General features: G+C 73.0%; 21 protein-coding genes. 11 read left to right on the top strand and 10 right to left on the bottom strand.

The window, feature by feature from the left end; translation table 11 throughout:
* Positions 1-780, top strand: a 780-nt coding sequence (locus CCN39_RS04290; RefSeq protein WP_086838565.1) for an NAD-dependent epimerase/dehydratase family protein, incomplete at its 5' end; no start/stop codon positions are given.
* A gap of 17 nt (positions 781-797) precedes the next feature.
* Positions 798-2,390: a phytoene desaturase family protein gene (locus tag CCN39_RS04285; RefSeq protein WP_086838559.1), complete on the top strand. Its 1,593-nt coding sequence runs from the start codon at positions 798-800 to the stop codon at positions 2,388-2,390.
* Between the two features lie 334 nt (positions 2,391-2,724).
* On the opposite strand, the gene CCN39_RS04280 is transcribed toward CCN39_RS04285, so the two are convergent.
* The gene (locus tag CCN39_RS04280; RefSeq protein WP_086838557.1) at positions 2,725-3,192 is read right to left on the bottom strand and encodes an SRPBCC family protein; all 468 of its coding nucleotides are present in this window, start codon (positions 3,190-3,192) and stop codon (positions 2,725-2,727) included.
* Positions 3,193-3,279: 87 nt separating this feature from the next.
* On the opposite strand from CCN39_RS04280, the gene CCN39_RS04275 reads away from it, so the two are divergent.
* The gene (locus CCN39_RS04275) at positions 3,280-4,260 is read left to right on the top strand and encodes a YihY/virulence factor BrkB family protein (RefSeq protein WP_086838555.1); all 981 of its coding nucleotides are present in this window, start codon (positions 3,280-3,282) and stop codon (positions 4,258-4,260) included.
* Positions 4,261-4,264: 4 nt separating this feature from the next.
* A complete protein-coding gene (locus CCN39_RS04270) occupies positions 4,265-4,645 on the top strand; it encodes a VOC family protein (protein WP_086838553.1) in 381 nt (126 codons plus the stop codon).
* Positions 4,646-4,813: 168 nt separating this feature from the next.
* On the opposite strand, the gene CCN39_RS04265 is transcribed toward CCN39_RS04270, so the two are convergent.
* Both CCN39_RS04265 and CCN39_RS04260 read right to left on the bottom strand, forming a co-directional pair.
* Complete coding sequence (locus CCN39_RS04265; RefSeq protein ID WP_086838551.1) at positions 4,814-5,143, bottom strand: hypothetical protein; 330 nt, start codon at positions 5,141-5,143, stop codon at positions 4,814-4,816.
* Between the two features lie 81 nt (positions 5,144-5,224).
* Positions 5,225-6,238: a DNA topoisomerase IB gene (locus CCN39_RS04260; RefSeq protein ID WP_086838549.1), complete on the bottom strand. Its 1,014-nt coding sequence runs from the start codon at positions 6,236-6,238 to the stop codon at positions 5,225-5,227.
* Positions 6,239-6,330: 92 nt separating this feature from the next.
* On the opposite strand from CCN39_RS04260, the gene CCN39_RS04255 reads away from it, so the two are divergent.
* On the top strand, positions 6,331-7,125 hold the full coding sequence (locus CCN39_RS04255; RefSeq protein WP_086838547.1) for an SDR family NAD(P)-dependent oxidoreductase: 795 nt from the start codon (positions 6,331-6,333) through the stop codon (positions 7,123-7,125).
* Complete coding sequence (locus CCN39_RS04250) at positions 7,122-7,646, top strand: DUF1360 domain-containing protein (RefSeq protein WP_086838545.1); 525 nt, start codon at positions 7,122-7,124, stop codon at positions 7,644-7,646. Before CCN39_RS04255 ends, CCN39_RS04250 begins: the two co-directional genes overlap by 4 nt.
* Before the next feature lie 40 nt (positions 7,647-7,686).
* On the opposite strand, the gene CCN39_RS04245 is transcribed toward CCN39_RS04250, so the two are convergent.
* The gene (locus tag CCN39_RS04245) at positions 7,687-9,189 is read right to left on the bottom strand and encodes an FAD-dependent oxidoreductase (protein WP_086838543.1); all 1,503 of its coding nucleotides are present in this window, start codon (positions 9,187-9,189) and stop codon (positions 7,687-7,689) included.
* 83 nt (positions 9,190-9,272) lie between these two features.
* Between CCN39_RS04245 and CCN39_RS04240 the strand changes: the two genes are divergently transcribed.
* Positions 9,273-10,541 carry an ATP-grasp domain-containing protein gene (locus CCN39_RS04240; RefSeq protein ID WP_086838541.1) on the top strand — a complete coding sequence of 423 codons (1,269 nt, stop codon included), beginning with the start codon at positions 9,273-9,275 and terminating at the stop codon, positions 10,539-10,541.
* A gap of 64 nt (positions 10,542-10,605) precedes the next feature.
* On the opposite strand, the gene CCN39_RS50625 is transcribed toward CCN39_RS04240, so the two are convergent.
* A complete protein-coding gene (locus CCN39_RS50625) occupies positions 10,606-10,770 on the bottom strand; it encodes a hypothetical protein (RefSeq protein WP_167454973.1) in 165 nt (54 codons plus the stop codon).
* A gap of 154 nt (positions 10,771-10,924) precedes the next feature.
* Between CCN39_RS50625 and CCN39_RS04235 the strand changes: the two genes are divergently transcribed.
* On the top strand, positions 10,925-11,644 hold the full coding sequence (locus tag CCN39_RS04235) for a methyltransferase (protein ID WP_086838539.1): 720 nt from the start codon (positions 10,925-10,927) through the stop codon (positions 11,642-11,644).
* Complete coding sequence (locus tag CCN39_RS04230; protein WP_086838538.1) at positions 11,631-11,843, top strand: CDGSH iron-sulfur domain-containing protein; 213 nt, start codon at positions 11,631-11,633, stop codon at positions 11,841-11,843. The genes CCN39_RS04235 and CCN39_RS04230 overlap by 14 nt, the downstream gene beginning before the upstream one ends.
* A 42-nt stretch (positions 11,844-11,885) precedes the next feature.
* Here CCN39_RS04230 and CCN39_RS04225 read toward each other — a convergent pair whose 3' ends face one another.
* Both CCN39_RS04225 and CCN39_RS04220 read right to left on the bottom strand, forming a co-directional pair.
* Positions 11,886-12,878, bottom strand: coding sequence for an iron-containing redox enzyme family protein (locus CCN39_RS04225; protein ID WP_086838537.1), 993 nt, complete (start codon positions 12,876-12,878; stop codon positions 11,886-11,888).
* Between the two features lie 8 nt (positions 12,879-12,886).
* Positions 12,887-14,020, bottom strand: coding sequence for a carboxylate-amine ligase (locus tag CCN39_RS04220; RefSeq protein ID WP_086838535.1), 1,134 nt, complete (start codon positions 14,018-14,020; stop codon positions 12,887-12,889).
* Between the two features lie 113 nt (positions 14,021-14,133).
* Here CCN39_RS04220 and CCN39_RS04215 point away from each other — a divergent pair, with 113 nt between their 5' ends.
* Positions 14,134-14,520 carry an STAS domain-containing protein gene (locus CCN39_RS04215; protein ID WP_086838534.1) on the top strand — a complete coding sequence of 129 codons (387 nt, stop codon included), beginning with the start codon at positions 14,134-14,136 and terminating at the stop codon, positions 14,518-14,520.
* Between the two features lie 46 nt (positions 14,521-14,566).
* Here CCN39_RS04215 and CCN39_RS04210 read toward each other — a convergent pair whose 3' ends face one another.
* Both CCN39_RS04210 and CCN39_RS04205 read right to left on the bottom strand, forming a co-directional pair.
* Positions 14,567-15,298, bottom strand: coding sequence for a hypothetical protein (locus CCN39_RS04210; RefSeq protein ID WP_244210606.1), 732 nt, complete (start codon positions 15,296-15,298; stop codon positions 14,567-14,569).
* A 145-nt stretch (positions 15,299-15,443) separates the two neighbouring features.
* Positions 15,444-16,538, bottom strand: a complete 1,095-nt coding sequence (locus CCN39_RS04205) for a carboxylate-amine ligase (RefSeq protein WP_086838532.1) — start codon at positions 16,536-16,538, stop codon at positions 15,444-15,446.
* Between the two features lie 97 nt (positions 16,539-16,635).
* Here CCN39_RS04205 and CCN39_RS04200 point away from each other — a divergent pair, with 97 nt between their 5' ends.
* Positions 16,636-17,115 (top strand): hemerythrin domain-containing protein, encoded by a 480-nt coding sequence (locus CCN39_RS04200; protein ID WP_086838530.1) that lies wholly within the window; start codon positions 16,636-16,638, stop codon positions 17,113-17,115.
* Between the two features lie 48 nt (positions 17,116-17,163).
* Here the strand turns inward: CCN39_RS04200 and CCN39_RS04195 are convergent, their stop codons facing one another.
* Positions 17,164-18,624 carry an aminotransferase class I/II-fold pyridoxal phosphate-dependent enzyme gene (locus tag CCN39_RS04195; RefSeq protein WP_086838529.1) on the bottom strand — a complete coding sequence of 487 codons (1,461 nt, stop codon included), beginning with the start codon at positions 18,622-18,624 and terminating at the stop codon, positions 17,164-17,166.
* Positions 18,625-18,644 lie beyond the last annotated feature (20 nt).

Raw genomic sequence — 18,644 nt, 5'->3', positions numbered from 1 at the left:
GCCGCCGCGGCGGCCGCCGGGGTGCCCCACGTGGTCGTCGCCTCGTCCGTGGCCGCCTACGGGCCGGCGCCCTGCTGGGAGAAGGTGGCCGAGGACTGGCCGTGCGACGGCATCGCGGGCAGCGCCTACAGCCGGGGCAAGGCCGCGCTGGAAACCCTGCTGGACCGGTTCGAGGAGAAGTACCCGCAGGTCGCGGTGGCGCGGATCCGGCCGTGCGCGATCCTGCACCGGGACGCGGCGGGCGAGTTCGCACGATGGCTGCTCGGCCCGGCCGTGCCCGCCCACCTCGTCGGCGGCCGTCGGCTGCCGGTTCCGCTGTGGCGTGACCTGCGCGCGCAGATCGTGCACACCACCGACGTCGCCGCGGCGATCCGGCTGATCCTCGACCGGGGTTTCACCGGTGCGGTCAACCTGGCCGCGCCGGAGGTGCTCGACGCCGAAGCGCTGGCCGGTGCCCTGGGGGGAACCCGCGTTCCGGTGCCCAAGCCGGTGGTGCGGCTCGCGACCCGCGCGGCCTGGCTGGGCGGGGTGCTGCCGGTGCACCCCGGCTGGCTCGAGCTGGCCGACCGGGCGGCGCTCGCCGACACGACGCTGGCGGAGACCGCGCTGGGCTGGCAACCTCGGTATGACGCCGCGTCCGCGCTCGCCGACCTGGTCACCGGGCTCCGGGCGGGCGCGGGAGCGGCGAGCCCGCCCCTGGCCCCGCCGCGCCGCGACGGGGTCCTGGCCCGGCTCCGCTCGCTCACCCGGGTCGGGCCGAGTCACCAGTCGCAAGCCTGACCAGCCGGGAGGCCGGAGTGAGTACGGAAGCCGTCGACGCGGTGGTGATCGGCGCGGGGCACAACGGCCTGGTGGCGGCGAACCTCCTGGCCGACGCGGGCTGGTCGGTGCTGGTCCTGGAGGCGACCGAGCACGCCGGCGGCGCGGTCCGGACCGCCGAAGTCACCGAGCCGGGCTTCCGCAACGACCTCTTCAGCGCGTTCTACCCGCTCTCGGCGGTGTCGCCGGTCGTCCGCGGCCTGCGGCTGGACGAGCACGGCCTGCGCTGGCGGCACGCCCCCGACGTGCTGGCCCACGTGCTGCCCGACGACCGCTGCGCGGTGCTGTCCCGGGACATCGACCGCACGGCGGCGTCGGCGGACGAGTTCGCCCCCGGCGACGGCGACGCGTGGCGGCAATTGTTCGAGCAGTGGCGCGAAGTCCGCGAGCCGCTGCTGAACGCGCTGTTCACGCCGTTCCCGCCGGTGCGTCCGGCGCTGAAGCTGCTGCGCCGCACCGGAACCGGCGACGCCCTGCGGCTGGCGCGGATGCTGACGCTGCCCGCGCGCCGCTTCGGCGACGAGCTGTTCGCCGGTGAAGGCGCGAAGCTGCTCTTGGCGGGGAATGCCGCGCACAGCGACCTGTCCGTGGACAACGCGGGCAGTGCGGTGTTCGGCTGGCTGCTCGCGATGATCGGGCAGGACGAAGGATTCCCGGTACCGGAGGGCGGCGCCGGCGAACTGGCCGCGGCGCTGGTCCGCCGGCTCGAGTCCCGCGGCGGGCGAATCCACTGTGGACGCCCGGTGGCATCGGTGCTCATCGGCGACGGGCGGGCGCTGGGCGTCCGGGACGCCGCGGGCGATCCGGTCCGGGCGCGCAAGGCGGTGCTGGCCGACGTGCCGGCGCCGGTGCTCTACCGGGAACTGGTGGGGGAGGAGTGGCTGCCGTCCCGCCTGGTTGCGGATCTGGGCAAGTTCGAGTGGGACAGCGCGACGGTGAAGGTCGACTGGGCGTTGTCGGGCCCGATCCCGTGGACGGCCGAGGCGGCCCGCGGCGCGGGCACGATCCACCTCGGCACGGACCTGGACGGGTTGTCGGCGTTCGGCAGCGAGCTCGCCCGCGGCCGGACCCCGCGCCGTCCGTTCCTGCTGCTGGGCCAGATGACGACGAGCGACCCGTCCCGCTCCCCGGCCGGCACGGAGGCGGCGTGGGCGTACACGCACGTGCCGCGCGGCGCGATGGAGAACCGGGCCGCGCTGGATCGGCGGGTGAAGCGGATCGAGGAGACGGTGGAGGCGAACGCGCCGGGGTTCACGGGGCTGATCAAGGCCCGGTACGCCCAGGGGCCGGCGGAGCTGGCGGGCCACAACCCGGGCTTGGTCGGCGGCGCGATCAACGCGGGCACGACGGCGATCCACCAGCAGCTGTTCTTCCGCCCGGTACCCGGCACGGGCCGCGCGGACACCCCGGTCGACCGGCTGTTCCTGGCCGGAGCATCGGCCCACCCGGGCGGCGCGGTCCACGGCGGCCCGGGAGCGAACGCGGCCCGCGCGGCGATGGCCCGATCGGGAGTACTGGGCGGCGGCTACGCGGCGGTGATCCGGGCGGCGCACCGGGCGATCTACAGCTGAGCAGGTCCGGCTCGCAGAGGTGGAGTTGCGTCCTTGACCCGCTTCCGGGGTCGCTGCGCGCGGGGGAGCCGGTGCGCGGGGTGGCTGGCGCGCGGGGGAGCTGGTTCGCGGGTGGCTGGCGCGCCAGCTCCGCGGCCCGCGGAGGAGCTGGCGCGCCGAGGAGCTGGCGCGCGGGGAGGCTGGCGGCCAGAGGAGCCGGTGTCTGGTGGAGGCTGGCGCGCAGGGAAGCTGGCGTGGGGAGGCCGGTGCGTGGGGAGGCTGGCGCGCGGGGGAGCCGACGCCAGAGCGCGCGGGGGCGGCGGCGCGCGGAGCCGCCCCACCCGGGCGAGCACCGCTAGGGGCTGGGGTGACCCTGCTGGGCGCGGGCGTGCTTGCCGGTCGCCAGGTCCGAGAGGCGGGCCAGCGATTCCGTGTTGCGCGGCTTCGCGATGAGCGCCTGCACCGCCTCCGGGAGCACCTTGCCGGGGCCGCGGGTGATGTGCTCGGTCATCCGGACCAGCGTCTGCCCGTCGCCGTGCGGGATCAGTGTCAGGCCCACCGCGGCCGCGCCCAGCGGCCAGCCGCGGGCTTCCAGTGACAGCGACAGGCCCGGCTCGACCGCGCGGACCACCGTCACGTCCTGGACGTGCAGGGGCCACGGTCCCACGCTGTGGTGGATCCGCGAGCCCACGGCGGGCCAGTCCTCGTCGACGTCGCGGATGTGCGAGCTGCCGACCACCCAGCCGGCGTAGAGCCAGCCGTCGGCGAGCACCGCGAACACGGCGTCGGGCGGTACGTCGATCACGCGGCTTACCTCGGGCACGGCTTCCTCCTGGTTCGGGGTGACGAATCAGGCATACCCACTCCCTGACCGGGGTATGCCCGCCGCGACGGAGCAGGAGGTGCGGCGATGGCCGGACACGGGAAAGCACCCGGAGGACCCGGGGAACTGTCGAAGCGGTCGTGGGGTGCGGCGCTGAAACGGACGTTCAAGCAGTTCAACCGGGACAACCTCACCGACTGGGCGGCGGCGCTCACCTACTACGGCGTGCTGTCGCTGTTCCCCGGCATCATCGTGCTCACCTCGATCCTCGGCCTGCTCGGCCCGGACAAGATCCAGACGGTGATCGACAACATCAACCAGGTGGTGCCGGGCCAGGGCAAGGACATCCTGGTCGGCGCGATCAAGGAGCTGACGGGCTCACGCGGCCTGGCCGGCCCGCTGGCGATCCTCGGGCTGCTGGGCGCGCTGTGGTCGGCGTCGGGCTACATCGGCGCGTTCATGCGGGCGTCGAACGCGATCTACGGCATGCCGGAGGGGCGGCCGGTGTGGAAGACGATCCCGCTGCGGGTTGCGCTGACGATCGGGATCGTGGTGCTGCTGGCGGCGTGCGCGCTGGGCGTGGTGGCGACGGGTTCGGTGGCCCGCCGGATCGGCGACCTGATCGGCCTCGGCTCGACCGGCGTGCTGGTGTGGGAGATCGCGAAGTGGCCGGTGATCGCGCTGCTCGTCAGCCTGGCGTTCGCGTTGCTGTACTGGGTCGGCCCGAACGTGCGGCTGCCGGGGTTCAAGTGGCTGACGCCGGGCGGGGTGCTGGCCGTGGTGCTGTGGGTGCTGGCGTCGGCCGGGTTCGCCGTGTACATCGCGAATTTCGGTTCTTACAACAAGACTTACGGTTCGCTGGCCGGGGTGATCGTGTTCCTTGTATGGTTGTGGATCTCCAACCTCGCGATCCTGCTGGGGGCCGAGCTGGACGCGGAGCTGGCCCGCGGCCGCACGATCGAGGCGGGGCGCGCGGACGACCAGGAGGAGCCGTTCCTGCCGCCGCGGGACACGAAGGCGATGGACGACGACGAAGCCGCGGCGGTGGCGGAGTCGGAACGGAAGTGAGCGGATGGCCTGCCGGATCACGGAACTGGTGCTGGACTGCCACGACCCCGACCGGCTGGCGGAGTTCTGGTGCGCGGTCCTCGGCTACGAGGTGATCGGCCACGAGCCGGACGGCCTGGCCCTCGGCCCGGCGGGCGCCCGCTTCGGCGAGGGGGCGGTGACGCTGATCCTGGCCCAGACGGACCACCCTCGCCGCGGAAAGCTCCCGCTGCACCTCGACGTGAGCCCGGCGGGCGTGGACCAGGAGACGGAACTGGCCCGCTTGACGGCGCTGGGCGCCCGCCCGGCGGACGTGGGCCAGACGGGCGAGGAGTCGTGGGTGGTCCTGCAGGACCCGGAGGGCAACGAGTTCTGCTTGCTGCGCAAGGACGTGGGCGAGGCCTGAGCACGCTCGGCCCACGGCCCACGGCGGCCGACGGTTCCGGAGGTGAACGGCCCGTGCGGCCTTGGGGGCGCTGGAGGCCATTGGGTGCGTTGAGCGCAAGAGAGGCCATCCAGGGCGCATCTCACCTGCGCGGACCGAACCCCTGCCGGACCGAACCCGAACCTAACCTCAGTGCTCCCCGGCCGCGCAGCGGCGCCACTCCACGTGATCGCCGGCCCGATCGGCGTGCCAGACCGGCGTTGCCTCCGGTTCCCAGGTCGGGACCAGGCGGCCCGTCACGATCCGGCCGCGCGCCACCCGGCCGAACAACTCCACCCCGTCCCGCCGCCGGGCCGCCGGGATCCACGCCGGGAACCTGGTCGCGGGCAGCTTCCGCTCGATCCACTCGCGCGCCGAGCCCTCACTCCCGTGGTCGGACTCGACGATGCTCGACACCGAGCCGTCGCCGCCCACGGTGAGGGCGATCGACGCGCGCCAGCGGACTGCGGAGGATGTCATCTCCTCCAGGTTCCCCGATGAGCGCGGTCCCCGGCCAGTACACGTTCGGATGGATCCCACCGTGCCTCCCACTCCACACCGTCACGACGCGTTCAGCAGCCGCGCGCAGGCCTTCTCCAGTACCGCCCGTGCCTCGTCGCCCTCCAACCGGGCCGCGCGCTTGAGCGCCGGGGCGATCGTCTTCTCCGCGCGGTACGCCTCCACCAGCCGAGGGTCCACATAGGACGATCGGCAGACCGCCGGGGTGTTTCCCAGCGCCGTCGAGACCTCCTTCATCACCTTCGCCTCCGCGCGCTTGCGGGCCGTCTCGGAGGTCGGGGGGTCCGCCGCCGCGAAGGCCGCCGCCGCCAGGACCGTCGCGTTCCACGTCCGCATGTCCTTCGCCGTGCAGTCCTCGCCCGCCAGCTCCTTGAACCGCTCGTTGATGTCGGCCGCGTGGACCTCGTGCCAGGTGCCGCCCGCGCGGTACACCAGCAGGCGGTCGCTGCCGGACCGGCTGCGCAGCAGCGACTTCACCACCGCCGCCAGCTCCGCGTCGTGGATGGCCACCTCGCGGTCCAGCCCGCCCTTGGCGACGTAGCAGAACCGGCACTCGTCACCGCGGACGGCCGCGTGCGAACGCAGCAGCGTCGCGACGCCGTGGGTGCCGTTCTCCTCCGCGTACTCCTCGCCGCCGGTGCGGAAGATCCCCCGGTCGAGCATCCGCAACGCCGCCGCGAGGACCCGCTTCCGGGTGAGGCCGGACCCCGCCAGATCGGCGGCGACCGACTCACGCCACGCAGGGAGCCGGCGCGCCATCTGCAGCACGCGGTCGTGCTTCTCCTCGTCGCGGTCGCGCCGCCACTGCTCGTGGTAGAGGTACTGGCGCCGCCCGGCGTCGTCCGTCCCGACCGCCTGGACGTGGCCGTTCGGGTACGGGCAGATCCACACGTTCCGCCACGCCGGCGGGATGACGAGGTCCTTGATCCGGGCGAGGAGCTCGGCATCGGTCACCGGCGAACCGTCGGGCATGGCGTAGGAGAACCCGCGGCCGCGGCGGATGCGCTTGATGCCCGGGCCGCGCAGGTCACTGCGCCGGAGTCTGGTGCGTCCCACCGCCGCGAAATACCCGCCCCGCGTACCGGGAAACCATGATTGCCACCCGCCGCGGCGGGTAGCCGACGACAGAAGCACCGGAAGGAGCACGGATGACCACCGCAACCAGGCCGCTGGCCGTCGTCACCGGCGCGTCCAGCGGCATCGGGCTGGAACTGGCGAAGCAGTTCGCCTCGCACGACTTCGACGTCGTGCTGGCCGCCGAAGACGCCGAACTCACCGCGGCCGCCGACGAGGTCCGCGCGTGCGGCGCGCAGGTCGAGGCGGTCCGCACCGACCTCGCCGCCCCGGACGGGGTCGAAGAACTCGTCCGCCACCTCGCGGACCGCCCGGTCGAAGCCCTGGCCGTCAACGCCGGGGTCGGCATCGACGGCGAGTTCGCCGGGGACACCCGGCTGGAGGACCAGCTGACCGTCGTCGACCTCAACGTCCGCTCGGCGGTGCACCTCGCCAAGCGGGTGGTGCCCGGCATGGTCGGCCGCGGCCACGGCCGGGTGCTGTTCACCTCGTCGATCGCGGGCACCTCACCCGGGCCCTACCAGGCCGTCTACGCCGCGTCCAAGGCGTTCCTGACCTCGTTTTCCGAGGGCCTGCGCGCCGAGGTGAAGGACAAGGGCGTCACCGTCACCGCGATGCTGCCCGGCCCGGTCGACACCGAGTTCTTCGAGCGCGCCGACATGACCGACACGAAGATCGCCGCCGGTGCCAAGGACTCCCCGGCCGAGATCGCCGAGGCCGGCTTCGCGGCGCTGATGGCCGGCAAGGACAAGATCGTGCCCGGCGCGGTGAAGAACAAGCTCCAGGCGGCCGGCTCCCGCGTCCTGCCGGACGCGGTCAAGGCCAAGCAGCAGGGGAAGATGATGAAGCCCGGATCGGCGGACGAATGAGCGTCGTCGAGGACGTCGCCGAGAAGGCGAAGCAGGTTCAGCGCCGCTACTCGGGCGGGGAAGACCGGCCGCTGGGCGGGTACGTCGCCGCGATGGGCGCCTACAGCGGGCTGGTGGGCGGCCTGGCGCTGCTCGGCCGTGCCGTCGGCGCCCGGCTGCCGCAGCGCTTCGGCGCCGGCGACACGGTCCTGCTCGGCGCGGCGACCTTCAAGGCCAGCCGCCTCCTCGCCAAGGACGCGGTGACCAGCCCGCTGCGTGCCCCGTTCACCCACTACGAAGAGCCGGCCGGCGACGACGAGCTGAACGAGTCCGTCCGGGCCGAGGGGCACGTCGGACACGCGGTCGGCGAGCTCGTGTCGTGCCCGTTCTGCCTGAACGTCTGGGTCGGCACCGGGCTCGCCGCCGGTCTGGTGATCGCGCCGCGCGCGACCCGGCTGGCCGCCACGGTGCTGACCGCCGTGGGCGTGGCGGATGCCCTCCACCTGCTGTACGACGCCGGCAAGAAACTCGCGTCCGGTTGACCCGGACCCGGACGGGGCGAAGTGGGGCGGGGCGCCGGGCTCAGCCCGGGCCGCGGCGCAGCGGGCGGACCGCCGGGCCCTGCACCACTTCGCCGTCGACGCCGAAACGCGAGCCGTGGCACGGGCAGTCCCAGGTCTTCTCCGCGTCGTTGAACGAAACCAGGCACCCCAGGTGCGTGCAGTGCGCGCCGACCGTGTGCAGCTTCCCGGCCTCGTCGCGGTGGGCCGCGACGAGCTCGCCGCCCACGCGGACGACCTCGGCGTCGCCGGGCCGGAGGTCGTCGAGCTTCTCGGACCGCCACAGCGCGGCCACGTGGTCGCCGACGAGGTACTTCGCGACGGTCAGGTTGTCCTGGGCCACCCCGAGCACGGAACGGGCGTCGAAGCGGTTGGGGTCGAACAGGTCCGCGGCCGGGTGCGGCTCGCCGAGGATCCGTGCCGCCAGCACGTGCCCGGCCGCCGTGCCGCCGGTCATGCCCCACTGGCCGAACCCGGTGGCCACCCACAGGTTCTTCGTCCCCGGCAGGTAGCGGCCGACGTAGGGCAGCAGGTCGGGGGTGGACATGTCGTGGGCCGACCAGCGGTGGGTGACGCGGTGCAGGCCCGCGTGCGCGTCCGCCCAGTCCGCGAGCCGCCGGTACCGGCGTTCGACGTTGACGTGCGCGCCCACGCGGTAGTGCTCGCCGCCGGCGATCACCATCGGCGTGCCCTGCTCGGTGTAGCCGCGTACGGAGTGGTGCGTGTCGGCGTCGAGAAACATGCCCTCGGGCGCGGTGTTCCCGGCGGCCGGCCCCGCGACGACGAGGTCGCGCACCGGGTCGAGCCGGGCGAAGTACAGGCCGCGGTCCAGCACGGGGTAGTGGGTCGCGACGACCACTTCACCCGCCGCGACATCGCCGCGCGAGGTCCGGACGGTCTGCCCGTTGACGGCGGTCGCCCGGGCGTGCTCGACGATCGTGCCGCCCGCCCGCTCGACCTCGGCGGCCAGGCCGAGCAGCCACCGGCGCGGGTGGAAGTGCGCCTGCCCGGTGGTCCGCACGGCCCCGAGCGCGGGCACGTCGAGCTCGACGTCCTCGGTGAAGGACGCCGCCAGCCCCGCCGCCGCGGCCGCGTCCGCCTCCTGCTTGAGGGCGTCCACGGTGCTTTCCCGGGTCGTGTAGACGTAGCTGTCCGCGCGGGTGAAGCCGCAGTCGATGCCGAGCTCGGCCGCGGTCGCGGCCACCCACTCGAGCGCCGCGGACTGGGTGCCGGCGTAGGCCTTCGCGGCCCCGGCGCCGTGGCGGGACGTCAGGTCCACGTACTTGGCCCCGTGCTGGGCGCTGACCTTCGCGGTGGTGTGGCCGGACACCCCGGCCGCGACGCGCTCGGCCTCCAGCACGACGACCGACCGGCCGGCGCGCGCGAGCAGCAGCGCGGTGGTGAGCCCGGCGATGCCCGCGCCGAGCACCGCGACGTCGGCGGACTCCGGCACCGGCACGGCGGTGCGATCCGGGGCGGGGGCGGTTTCGACCCACAGGGAAAGTGGTTCGGGCAGGGCGGTCATGACTGCGGATGCCCGCTGAGGGCCCGGTCAAACCGGCCATCCGGCCCGTTTGGCGCGCTCGACGCGTCGGGTAGCCCCAGCGCATGAGTACCGACATCTTCGTGATCGGCCTGGACGAGGAGAACCAGCGCGTCCTCGAACGCCTGCCGTGGGCCGGGAGCTACCGGTTCCACGGCCTGCTGACCCCCGAAGAGCTGCAGCACGGCGAGATCGACTTCGAAGCGCTGCTGAAGACGGCGCAGCACGAACTGGACGCCTTCGACGGCGAAGTCGGCGCGATCGTCAGCTATTGGGACTTCCCCGCCGCGTCGCTCGTGCCCATCCTGTGCGCCCGCTACGGCCTGCCCAGTGTGTCCCTCGAAGCGGTCCTGAAGTGCGAGCACAAGTACTGGAGCCGGCTCGAGCAGAGAACGGTGATCGACGAGCTGCCGAACTTCGGCATCGTCGATCTCGACGCCGAGCACCCGGCCCCGCCGGAGGGCGTCGGCTATCCCATGTGGCTCAAACCGGTGAAGTCCTTCTCCTCCGAACTGGCCTTCAAGGCCGCGAACGACACGGAATTCGCCGACGCCGTGGCCGAGATCCGGGCCGGGGTCGGCCGGGTGGGGGAGCCGTTCGGGTACGTGCTCGACCAGGTCGACCTCCCGCCGGAGATCGCCCGGGTGGGTGGCGCGGCCTGCCTGGCGGAAGCGGCGCTGCACGGCGTCCAGGCGGCCGTCGAAGGATACGTCTACCAGGGCGAGGTCACCGTCTACGGCGCCCTGGACTCGATCAACTACCCGGACAGCTCGTCCTTCCTGCGCCACCAGTACCCGTCGCAGCTGGGGGAGGAGCCGGTCCAGCGGATGCGGGACGTCGCCGAGCGGGTGATGAAGCGGATCGGCTTCGACAACGGCACCTTCAGCATCGAGTTCTTCTGCGACCCCGAGTCCGGCCAGGTGTGCCTGCTGGAGATCAACCCGCGGCACTCGCAGTCGCACGCCGAACTGTTCGAGTTCGTCGACGGCGTGGCCAACCACGAGATCATGGTGCGCCTCGGCCTGGGCCAGGACCCCGGCCGCCGGTCCCGCAAGGGCACCTACCAGATCGCCGGCAAGTGGTACCTGCGCCGGTTCGAGGACGGCGTCGTGACGCGCGTGCCGACGCCCGAGGAGATCGCGACGGTGCAGAACCGCATCGACGGCACCCAGATCGAGATCGTGCCGGAGGTCGGGCAGCGGCTGTCGGAGCTGCCGGAGCAGGACAGCTACAGCTTCGAGCTGGCGCACCTGTTCGTCGCGGCGCACACCGAGCACGAGATGGTGCAGAAGTACCAGGCCTGTGTGGACGCCCTGCCGTTCGAGTTCGACTGAGCACGAGAAACGGGGGTCGCGTTCGGACTGTCCGAACGCGACCCCCGGGTGCGGGCGAGGCGGCTCAGCCCGACTGCGGGTCGCTGTCGTCGTGCTCGTCTCCGCCCGACGTGCCCTGCTCGCCGCGCAGGGTTTCGCGCTGGGCTTCCGGGGTGTCGCCGTGCGGGTCGTCCCCGCGGGCGCCTTCGGCGGGCTCGGTCGGGTGCTGCGTGCGTTCTCCGGACGTCATTCCGTCCCTCCTTCACGGTCCTTTCCGCACCGGATACCCGGCTGCGCACGGCTCAACCACCGGCGTTTGCGGCAGTGATCGCCGGGTAAGCCGGAGCGACGCGGTTGTCCGCCGGCGATCGCGCCGGGACCGCGGTGAGGTGAAGGAGACCCCGATGACCACGTCGGCGGAACCCGTCCGCCCGGGCCCCTTGGCCGCCCGGTCCGTCGTCCACTCGCCCGTGCCGTCCGCCCCGCGGATGCTGCGGCTGCCCGGTGTCTACCGCCCCCAGGAAGACACCGCCCTGCTCGCGTCGGCGATCGCCGAGCTGGCGATCCCGGCCGGCGCCCGTGCGCTCGACCTGTGCACCGGCACCGGTGCGCAGGCGATCACCCTGGCCCGCCGTGGGGCGGGAACCGTGCTGGCGGTGGACCTTTCGCGCCGGGCGCTGGCCTCGGCGCGGCTCAACGCGCTGATCCGGCAGCTCGCCGTGCGCCCGTGCCGGGGAGGCCTCGCCAGAGCACTGCGCGAGGGGCCGTTCGACGTCGTCGTCGCGAATCCGCCGTACGTGCCGTCCCCGGCGCCGGCGATCCGGTCCACGCGGGGCTGGGACGCGGGCCCGGACGGCCGCGCGCTGCTGGACCCGCTGTGCGCCGCCGCGGGCACGCTGCTGCGCCCGGGCGGGACGATGCTGCTCGTGCAGTCGGCGCTGTCCGATGTGGACAAGTCGCGGGAAATGCTGGCGGCGCAGGGCTTGCGGACGTCGGTGGCCCGGCGCGCCCGGATCCCGTTCGGCCCGGTCCTTTCCGGACGGACGGAGTTCCTCGAGGCGGCCGGGCTGATCGAGCCCGGCCAGCGGATGGAAGAGCTGGTGGTGCTCCGTGCCGAACGCTGAGCGGGGTCCTCGCCGCGTGACCGTCGTCCCGGGCGGTCCGGTCCTGGTGGAGGGGCCGGTCGAGCTGGCCACCCCCGAGGGCGAGCTGGTGCGGTCCGACCGGTTCCTGGTGGCGGTGTGCGCGTGCCGGCGAAGCAAGCGGTTCCCGTTCTGCGACACCAGCCACCGCAAACATGTCCGGACCCAGGCGGACGGCTGACGAGGATGGCCTCCCGGTTCGGCTCGGGAGGCCATCGCCGGCTCAGGCCCGCAGGGACGACTTGCCGGCCTTCCAGCAGCTCAGCACCTGCTCGCCGAAGCGGCCCTCCAGGAACTCGGTCGCCTGGATGCCGAACACGACGTCGGCGGCCAGCTCGGGCTCCTGCTCCAGCAGGTCGCCGAGCACGTCGTGGCGCATGACCTGCTCGTGGACCGCGTCCGCTTCGATGTGCTCGGTGTAGAAGAACCGGCACGCTTCCGGCGCGTCCAGGCGGCGCAGGGCCTGGTCCATCCGCTGCGCGGACGGCGCCGTGGTGATCTCCGCCGCCGCGAAGTGCCCGCACAGAGCGCCCCGCAGGGACCGGTGCAGGCCGAACAGCGACATCATGTTGACCACCGCGAGCATCGAACCGGGGACCTGGTCGATGAGCTCCAGGTAGCCGTCGGGCAGGCCGGCCGCGCGCAGGAGGTCGGCGTAGAGGCGGGCGTGCACGAGCTCCGCGCGGCCGCCGCCGAACTCGTCGAACTCCACCGCCACCAGCGCGGCCTTGGCGCGGCCGCGCAGCCGCGGGATCACCCACGCGTGCGGGTCGGCTTCCTTGTGGTGGTAGATCGAGCGGTGCGTGAAGTACTCCCGCATCTGCGTCCAGTCACCCTGGTCGCGCAGGTGGTGGGAAACGCCTTCGACGTCGATCGGCTCGACCAGCAGGGCGTCGAGTTCCGCCGGGACGTCGTCGCCGCCGGCCACGTTGTCGCGCAGCGCGGCGAGGAACCGGGCCTCGAGCGCGCCGCGCAGGCGCAGCAGCTCCGGGTCCCATTCCCAGTCGGGGGACACCCCCGGCAGGCCCTGGTAGTGCAGTTCGTAGCACAGGTGCAGGGCCAGCTGGAGGTCGTCGCCGAGCGGGTCGGCGTCTGCGACGCCGTCGAAGGCCAGCTCCGCGCGCGGCTGCTCGCGCAGGAGAGTGCCCAGCACCGAAGCCGAAAGCGGGCCTCGCGCGGCGGGCAGGGTGGCCGCCGCGGCGGTGGAAGTCGTCATGGTCCCGGCTACCCGGTCAGCAGCGTTCCATGCGTCGTGGGCACGGTCGCGGCGGTGAGCCACCGCACCGCTTCCGCCGTCCCGTGCCCGGCGGCCGCGCGCTGCTGCGCGGCGCCGGTGCCGCCGTCGCGCACCGCGTCGACGAGTTTCCGGGCCTCGGCCAGGTCACCGCTGTCTTCCAGGGGCGCCCGGACGTGCGCCAGGAGGTCGTCGACGAGCGTCCACGCCGGACGGCGGGTTTCCTCGGCGGCGTCCACGAGCTGCCCGCCGAGGCCGTGGCGCGCCGCGGCCCACACGGCCGCCGCGGCCACCTGCGGGGACAGCGGCGCGGCTTCCCGGCCGTCGGCGAGATCGGCCAGGGCCCGCTGCACCAGGGCCCGGCTCAGCAGGGCCTGCAGCACGGCGTGGTCGACGGTCAGCGCGGTGTCGGCGACCCGGAACTCGACCGTCGGGAACCGGCCGGACGGGCGGGCCAGCCAGAACGTCTGGTCCGGGTCCACCAGCGCGCCGCAGTCGACCAGCGTTTCGACGGCCCGCCGGTACTCCGCGTGCCCGCGCAGGTGCGGGGCGACGCCGGAGCCGGGGAAGCGGGACTGCAGGACCATCCGCCAGCTGTCGTAGCCGGTGTCGCGCCCGTGGTCGAACGGCGAATTGCCCGAAAGGGCGAGCAGCGTGGGCAGCCACCGGCCGAGGTGGTTGACGACGGCCACCGCCGTGTCGGGATCGGGCACCCCGACGTGCACGTGGCACCCGCAGGCCTCGTAGTCGGCGACGACCGCACCGTAGGCGGCGTCGATCTCGGCGTAGCGGCCGGTGCTCGCGGGCGGCGGCGTGGCCGGTCCGGGCCCGGCCGGCGTGCCGGTGGCCAGGAGCGCGCAGTCTTCGGCGGCCGCGGCGCCGGCCAGCACGCGGCGCGCGGCGGTCAGCTGGTGGCGGAGCTCGTCCGCCGTCGCGCAGACGCCGCTCGCGGCTTCGAGCTGCGTGAGCCGCAGTTCCCGGTGCACCCGGACGCCGTCGGGCAGCGGCCCGTGGTGCCGGTACCGGGCGAGCACCGGTTCGGCGCACGGCGAAGCGTGCCCGGTGCGGGGGTTCACGAGGAGGAACTCCTCTTCGACACCCATCGTGGGCGGGCCGTCGGACATGGGGCGGGCTCCTTCCGGACGGGCGTCCGCCGGGGATACCCGTTCCGGCCGCGGAAATGCGCCTGGACCCGCGCCTTGTTTCGCGCTGAGCCCGCCGCGGGTACTTCGCCCCCATGACGACTCACGAGCGGCTGCGGGTGGCCGGGGTGGACGCCCTGCCGTCAGACCGCCTGCCTGCGCCCCGCGCCCCCTCCGACGGCGAGCTGGGGAGCCGCATCCGCTGGAAGACCCCCGAGGCGGTCGTCGTGGAGGTCACGGGCGAAGTGGACCTGTGCACGGCGGCCGGCCTGGCGGCGATGCTGGACGAGCACGTCCGCGCCCGCCCCGGCGTCCTGCGAATCGACCTGGGACAGGTCCGGTTCCTCGGCGCGGCGGGGATCAGGGTCCTGCTGCGCGCCCACCGGCACGCGGAGGCCGCGGGTGTCCACCTGGTCATCGACCCGGGCGGCTCGCGGGCCGCGGTCCGGGCGCTCGAACTGCTCGACCGGCTGCAGGGTTGAGGAGCGCCGGACACCATCCGGCTGGGCGACGCGTCCGATAGGGACGTCACTTCCTGATGGACATCCAGGAGGCGACTTCGGCCAGCGCATCGAGTTCCTCGCCATCGAAGTGACCGGTGGCGTTGTCGGCTTCGGCCACGACCATCCCGTAGCCCTCCGGGCGGGAGGCGTAGTGCAGCCCGGTCATCTTCGTTCCGGCCACCCCGAGCACCACCGCGACGTCCAGCGGCCGGACATCTCCGCTGCCCTGTACCCGCTCGACCTTTTCGAACGCGGCGGCCTGCTTCTTGCTGCGGAATCCGACGCGCACCACCGAAATGACCGCGGCGTTGCCATGCCCGTCGCCGACAGCCAACAGCATCCGGTGCAGGGACGAACACGGTGTTCTCACCAGGAACTCTCGCACTTTGTCCGTGGCGGCCGCGACACATTCGGCCGCGTGCTCGAGATCGTGAACTTCTCGTCGTAGCTGCTTGACCTTCAGCTTGCTCCACGCCTCGTCCGGCTTGCCTTTCCTCGCCGACTCGCGGCCTTCGGCCCGGCGGGTCTTGATCGAGCGCCCCGGCAGTGAGTCGACGACGTCACCAGCGGTATTGCCGGCGAAAACTTCGGACGCTGTTCCGGCTCCGACGCCGCCACCACCCGCGAACAGGCCGCCCGCACCCGCCCCGGCGACGCCGCCTCCGGCGAGGACGACCGCGGCCGTGACCGCCACCAAGGGACCCGCACCGCCTTCGATGTAGATCCGGTTTCCGTTCTTGGTGATCCAGCGACCCACGTGTGCGTTTCCCCTCGCATCCGTTCAGTGCACCTCGCCAACGCGAGGTGTGACTGAACATTCACGCATCGCACCAGGAGGCGGTTGCCCGCCATCCGAGTGAAACGTGTGCACCGGCGGTGGGAGATCGACACCTTCGCCGGTACTAGCCTCCCGCGAGCAGGTCGACCACGTCTTCGGCGCGCTTCCGCTCCGCGAACTGCCGCCGTTGCCGGTCGGCGCCTCCGCCTTCGGCGGCCAGGCGGGCCGTTCCCTCTCGGGCGAAGTCCAGGTCTCCGGCCGCTTCGAGGGCGGGGGCCACGAGCTCCACTAGGTCGTCCAGTACCGCCTTCGCCGGCTCCAGGTCTCCGCTCTTCGGGTGCGAGCAGCAGCCCGTCACCCCCTCCCGGGAGGCACGCCAGAGCTGCGCGCGCAGGACCTCGTTCGACAGGCGCGGTGCGGGACCGTCTTCGGACAGGGCGGTCGCGACCAGCCCGCGTGCCAGCACGCCCAGCAGGACCGCGTCTTCCGGCGTCGCCGCGACGTCGGCGATGCGGAACTCGAGCGTCGGCTGCTTGTCCGAGAGGCGGACGTCCCAGTAGATCATTCCGCGGTCGAGGATCGAGCCCGCGCGCAGCCAGCCGTCGACGATGCTCTCGTACTCGTCCAGCGATGCGAACCGCGGCGGCGGTCCCGCCGAGGGCCACCGGCTCCACTGCTGGTAGCGCCAGCTGCAGTAACCGGTGTCATAGCCGTCGGAGACGGCCGAGTTCGCCGTCACCGTGAGCAGGGCGGGCAGCCACGGCCGGATCCGGTTGAGCACCTGGACGCCGGTTTCCTTGTCCGGGATCGCCACGTGCACGTGGCAGCCGCAGGTGAGCGACGTCCGCGCGGTGGCGCCGAAGTGCTCGGCCATCCGCTCGTACCGCGGGTTCGGCGTGATGACGGGCGGGTCGGCCTCGAACAGCAGCGGAGACGCGGCAGGCAGCAGGCGGTACCCGCGCCGCCGGGCGGCTCCGGCGAGGTCTTCGCGCAGCGTGCGCAGCTGGCGCAGGGCTTCGGTGTGGGTCCGGCAGACGTCCGTGGCCGCTTCGGCCTGCGACCGGGTCAGCTCGTGCTGCAGCTCGCCCTGGTCGTCGCCGGCGGCTTCGGCCGCGTCGACGATGTCGTCGCCGGCATGGGACAGGTGGCCGTGGCGGTCGACGACGAAGAACTCCTCTTCGATGCCGAACGTCAGCACATCGCCCGTCGGTTGCTTCACCGGTGTTCTCCTGGGGGGTCGGGGACCGCACGGATACCCGGACGACGGTTCGGGCAAACCGGGTTTTCCGGCGCGGGGAGCGGGTATTCGCCCGGTCATGTCGACCGACGCCATCGTGCTGCTCAAGAACGACCACAAGACCGTGGAGAAGCTCTTCAAACAATTCGAGAAGGCGGGGGAGGACGCGTACGACGAGAAGCGCCGGCTCGCCGACTCGATCATCGAAGAGCTGACCGTCCACGCCTACATCGAGGAGGAGATCTTCTACCCGGCGGCACGGCAAGCCGTGCCGGAGACCAAGGACCACGTGCTGGAAAGCGTCGAGGAGCACCACGTCGTCGTGTGGATGCTGTCGGAGCTGGTCGGCATGGACCCGAAGGACGAGACCTTCGACGCCAAGGTCACCGTGCTCACCGAGAACGTCCGCCACCACGTCGAAGAAGAAGAGGACGAGTGGTTCCCCGAGGTCCGCTCGGCGATGGGCCGCAAGCAGCTGCAGGAGCTGGGCCAGCGGATGATCGATGCCCGGTCCGCCGCGCCGAAGAACCCCTTGGACCTCAAGAGCGCCAAGGCCTGACGGCGTTCCGGGGCGCCCGGCGGGTCGTGCACCCGCCGGGCGCTTTCGTCACCGCTTCGCGACGACCCGGATCGACTTCAGCTCCGAGTCGGCCGGGTCGGGCAGCTGCATGCCCGCGCCGAGCCCGCTGCGCAGGTAGTCGAGCATCGGCTGCGTGATCACCTCGCCGGGCAGCACCCCCGGCGCCCCGGGCGGGTACGGCGTGATCATCTCGGCCGCGATCCGGCCCGCCGCCTCCGCCACGGGCACCTGCTCGGCCTCGCCGAAGAACGCGTCGCGGGGCAGCATCGCCGTTTCCAGTTCCATCTCCCGCGGCGACGGCAGGTCCACCTTCGGCGGCTTGTCGAACGACGGCGCGACCTTCACCAGCGCGTCGACCGCGTCGATCAGCGTGCCCGCCGTCTTCTCGTCGTCGGCGTGGGTGAACTGGGCGACGATCCGGCGGTGGTCGGACAGGCCGACGGTGACGCGCCGGTGCTCGCGCAGCCAGTCGGCGGCCTGGTACCCGCTGATGCCCAGCGGTTCGAGGTCGAGCACGACCTTGAGCGGGTCGACCGAGTCGGCGAGGTCCGGGCCGAGGAACTCGTCGTACATCACCGGAACGCCCAGCTCGGCCAGCCGGCCGCGCACGGTCTTCACGAGCGTCAGCGCGCCGTCGATCAGCTCCTTGCCCTGTTCGGCCATCTGCCGCCGCCAGCCGTCGAGGGCCGCGTAGACCAGGGAGCTCGCGCTCGTGGTGCCCAGGAGGTCCTCGCGCGCCTTCAGCACGTTCGGGTCGACGCGGTCGCCCTGCAGGTGGAAGACGGAGCTCTGCTCGACCGCCGCACCCATCTTGTGCACGCTCGTGACGCACAGGTCGGCACCCGCGTCCATGCCCCAGGGCGGCAGGCCGTCGTGGAACGGCAGGTGCGCACCCCACGCTTCGTCGACGATCAGCGGCAGCCCGCGTTCGTGGCACCATTCGGCGATCGCGCTCAGGTCGCCGCAGGCGCCGTAGTCGGTCGGGGTCACGACCAGGGCACCCTTGACCTCGGGGTCGCTCTCGTAGGCTTCCGCGAACTCCCGCACGCCCGGCGGGTGGCTGAGGTGCCGCCCGGCGTCCCAGTGCGGCCGCACCCAGACCGGCCGGACGCCGCTGACGATCAGCCCGGAGATCACCGACTTGTGCACGTGCCGCGGTACCAGCAGCTTTTCGTGCGGCCCGGCGACGGCGAGCATCGCGCTCTTCACCGAAAGCGAGCTGCCGCACGTCGAGAAGAACGTGTGCTCGGCGCCGACCGCGTCGGCCATCAGCGCCTGCGCCTCGGCGAGCACGCCCCGGCGCATCAGCCGGTCGTCGAGTCCGTTGAGCGCGATGACGTCGGACTTGAAGACGTCGGCGCCGACGACTGCCAGCACCCGCGGGTCGATCCCGCGGCCCTGCTTGTGGCCGGGCGCGTTGAACGGAACGTAGCCGGCGCTGTGGTAGTCGCGCAGCGCCTCGAGCACCGGTGCCTTGCTGTGGTCCATTCCGCCGGAGTAACCGGACG

The organism is Amycolatopsis kentuckyensis (assembly GCF_002155975.1).
GTDB classification, from domain to species: domain Bacteria; phylum Actinomycetota; class Actinomycetes; order Mycobacteriales; family Pseudonocardiaceae; genus Amycolatopsis; species Amycolatopsis kentuckyensis.
Note: the sequence above shows the minus strand (reverse complement) of the source record. Positions and strands in the feature narration are given on the sequence as shown.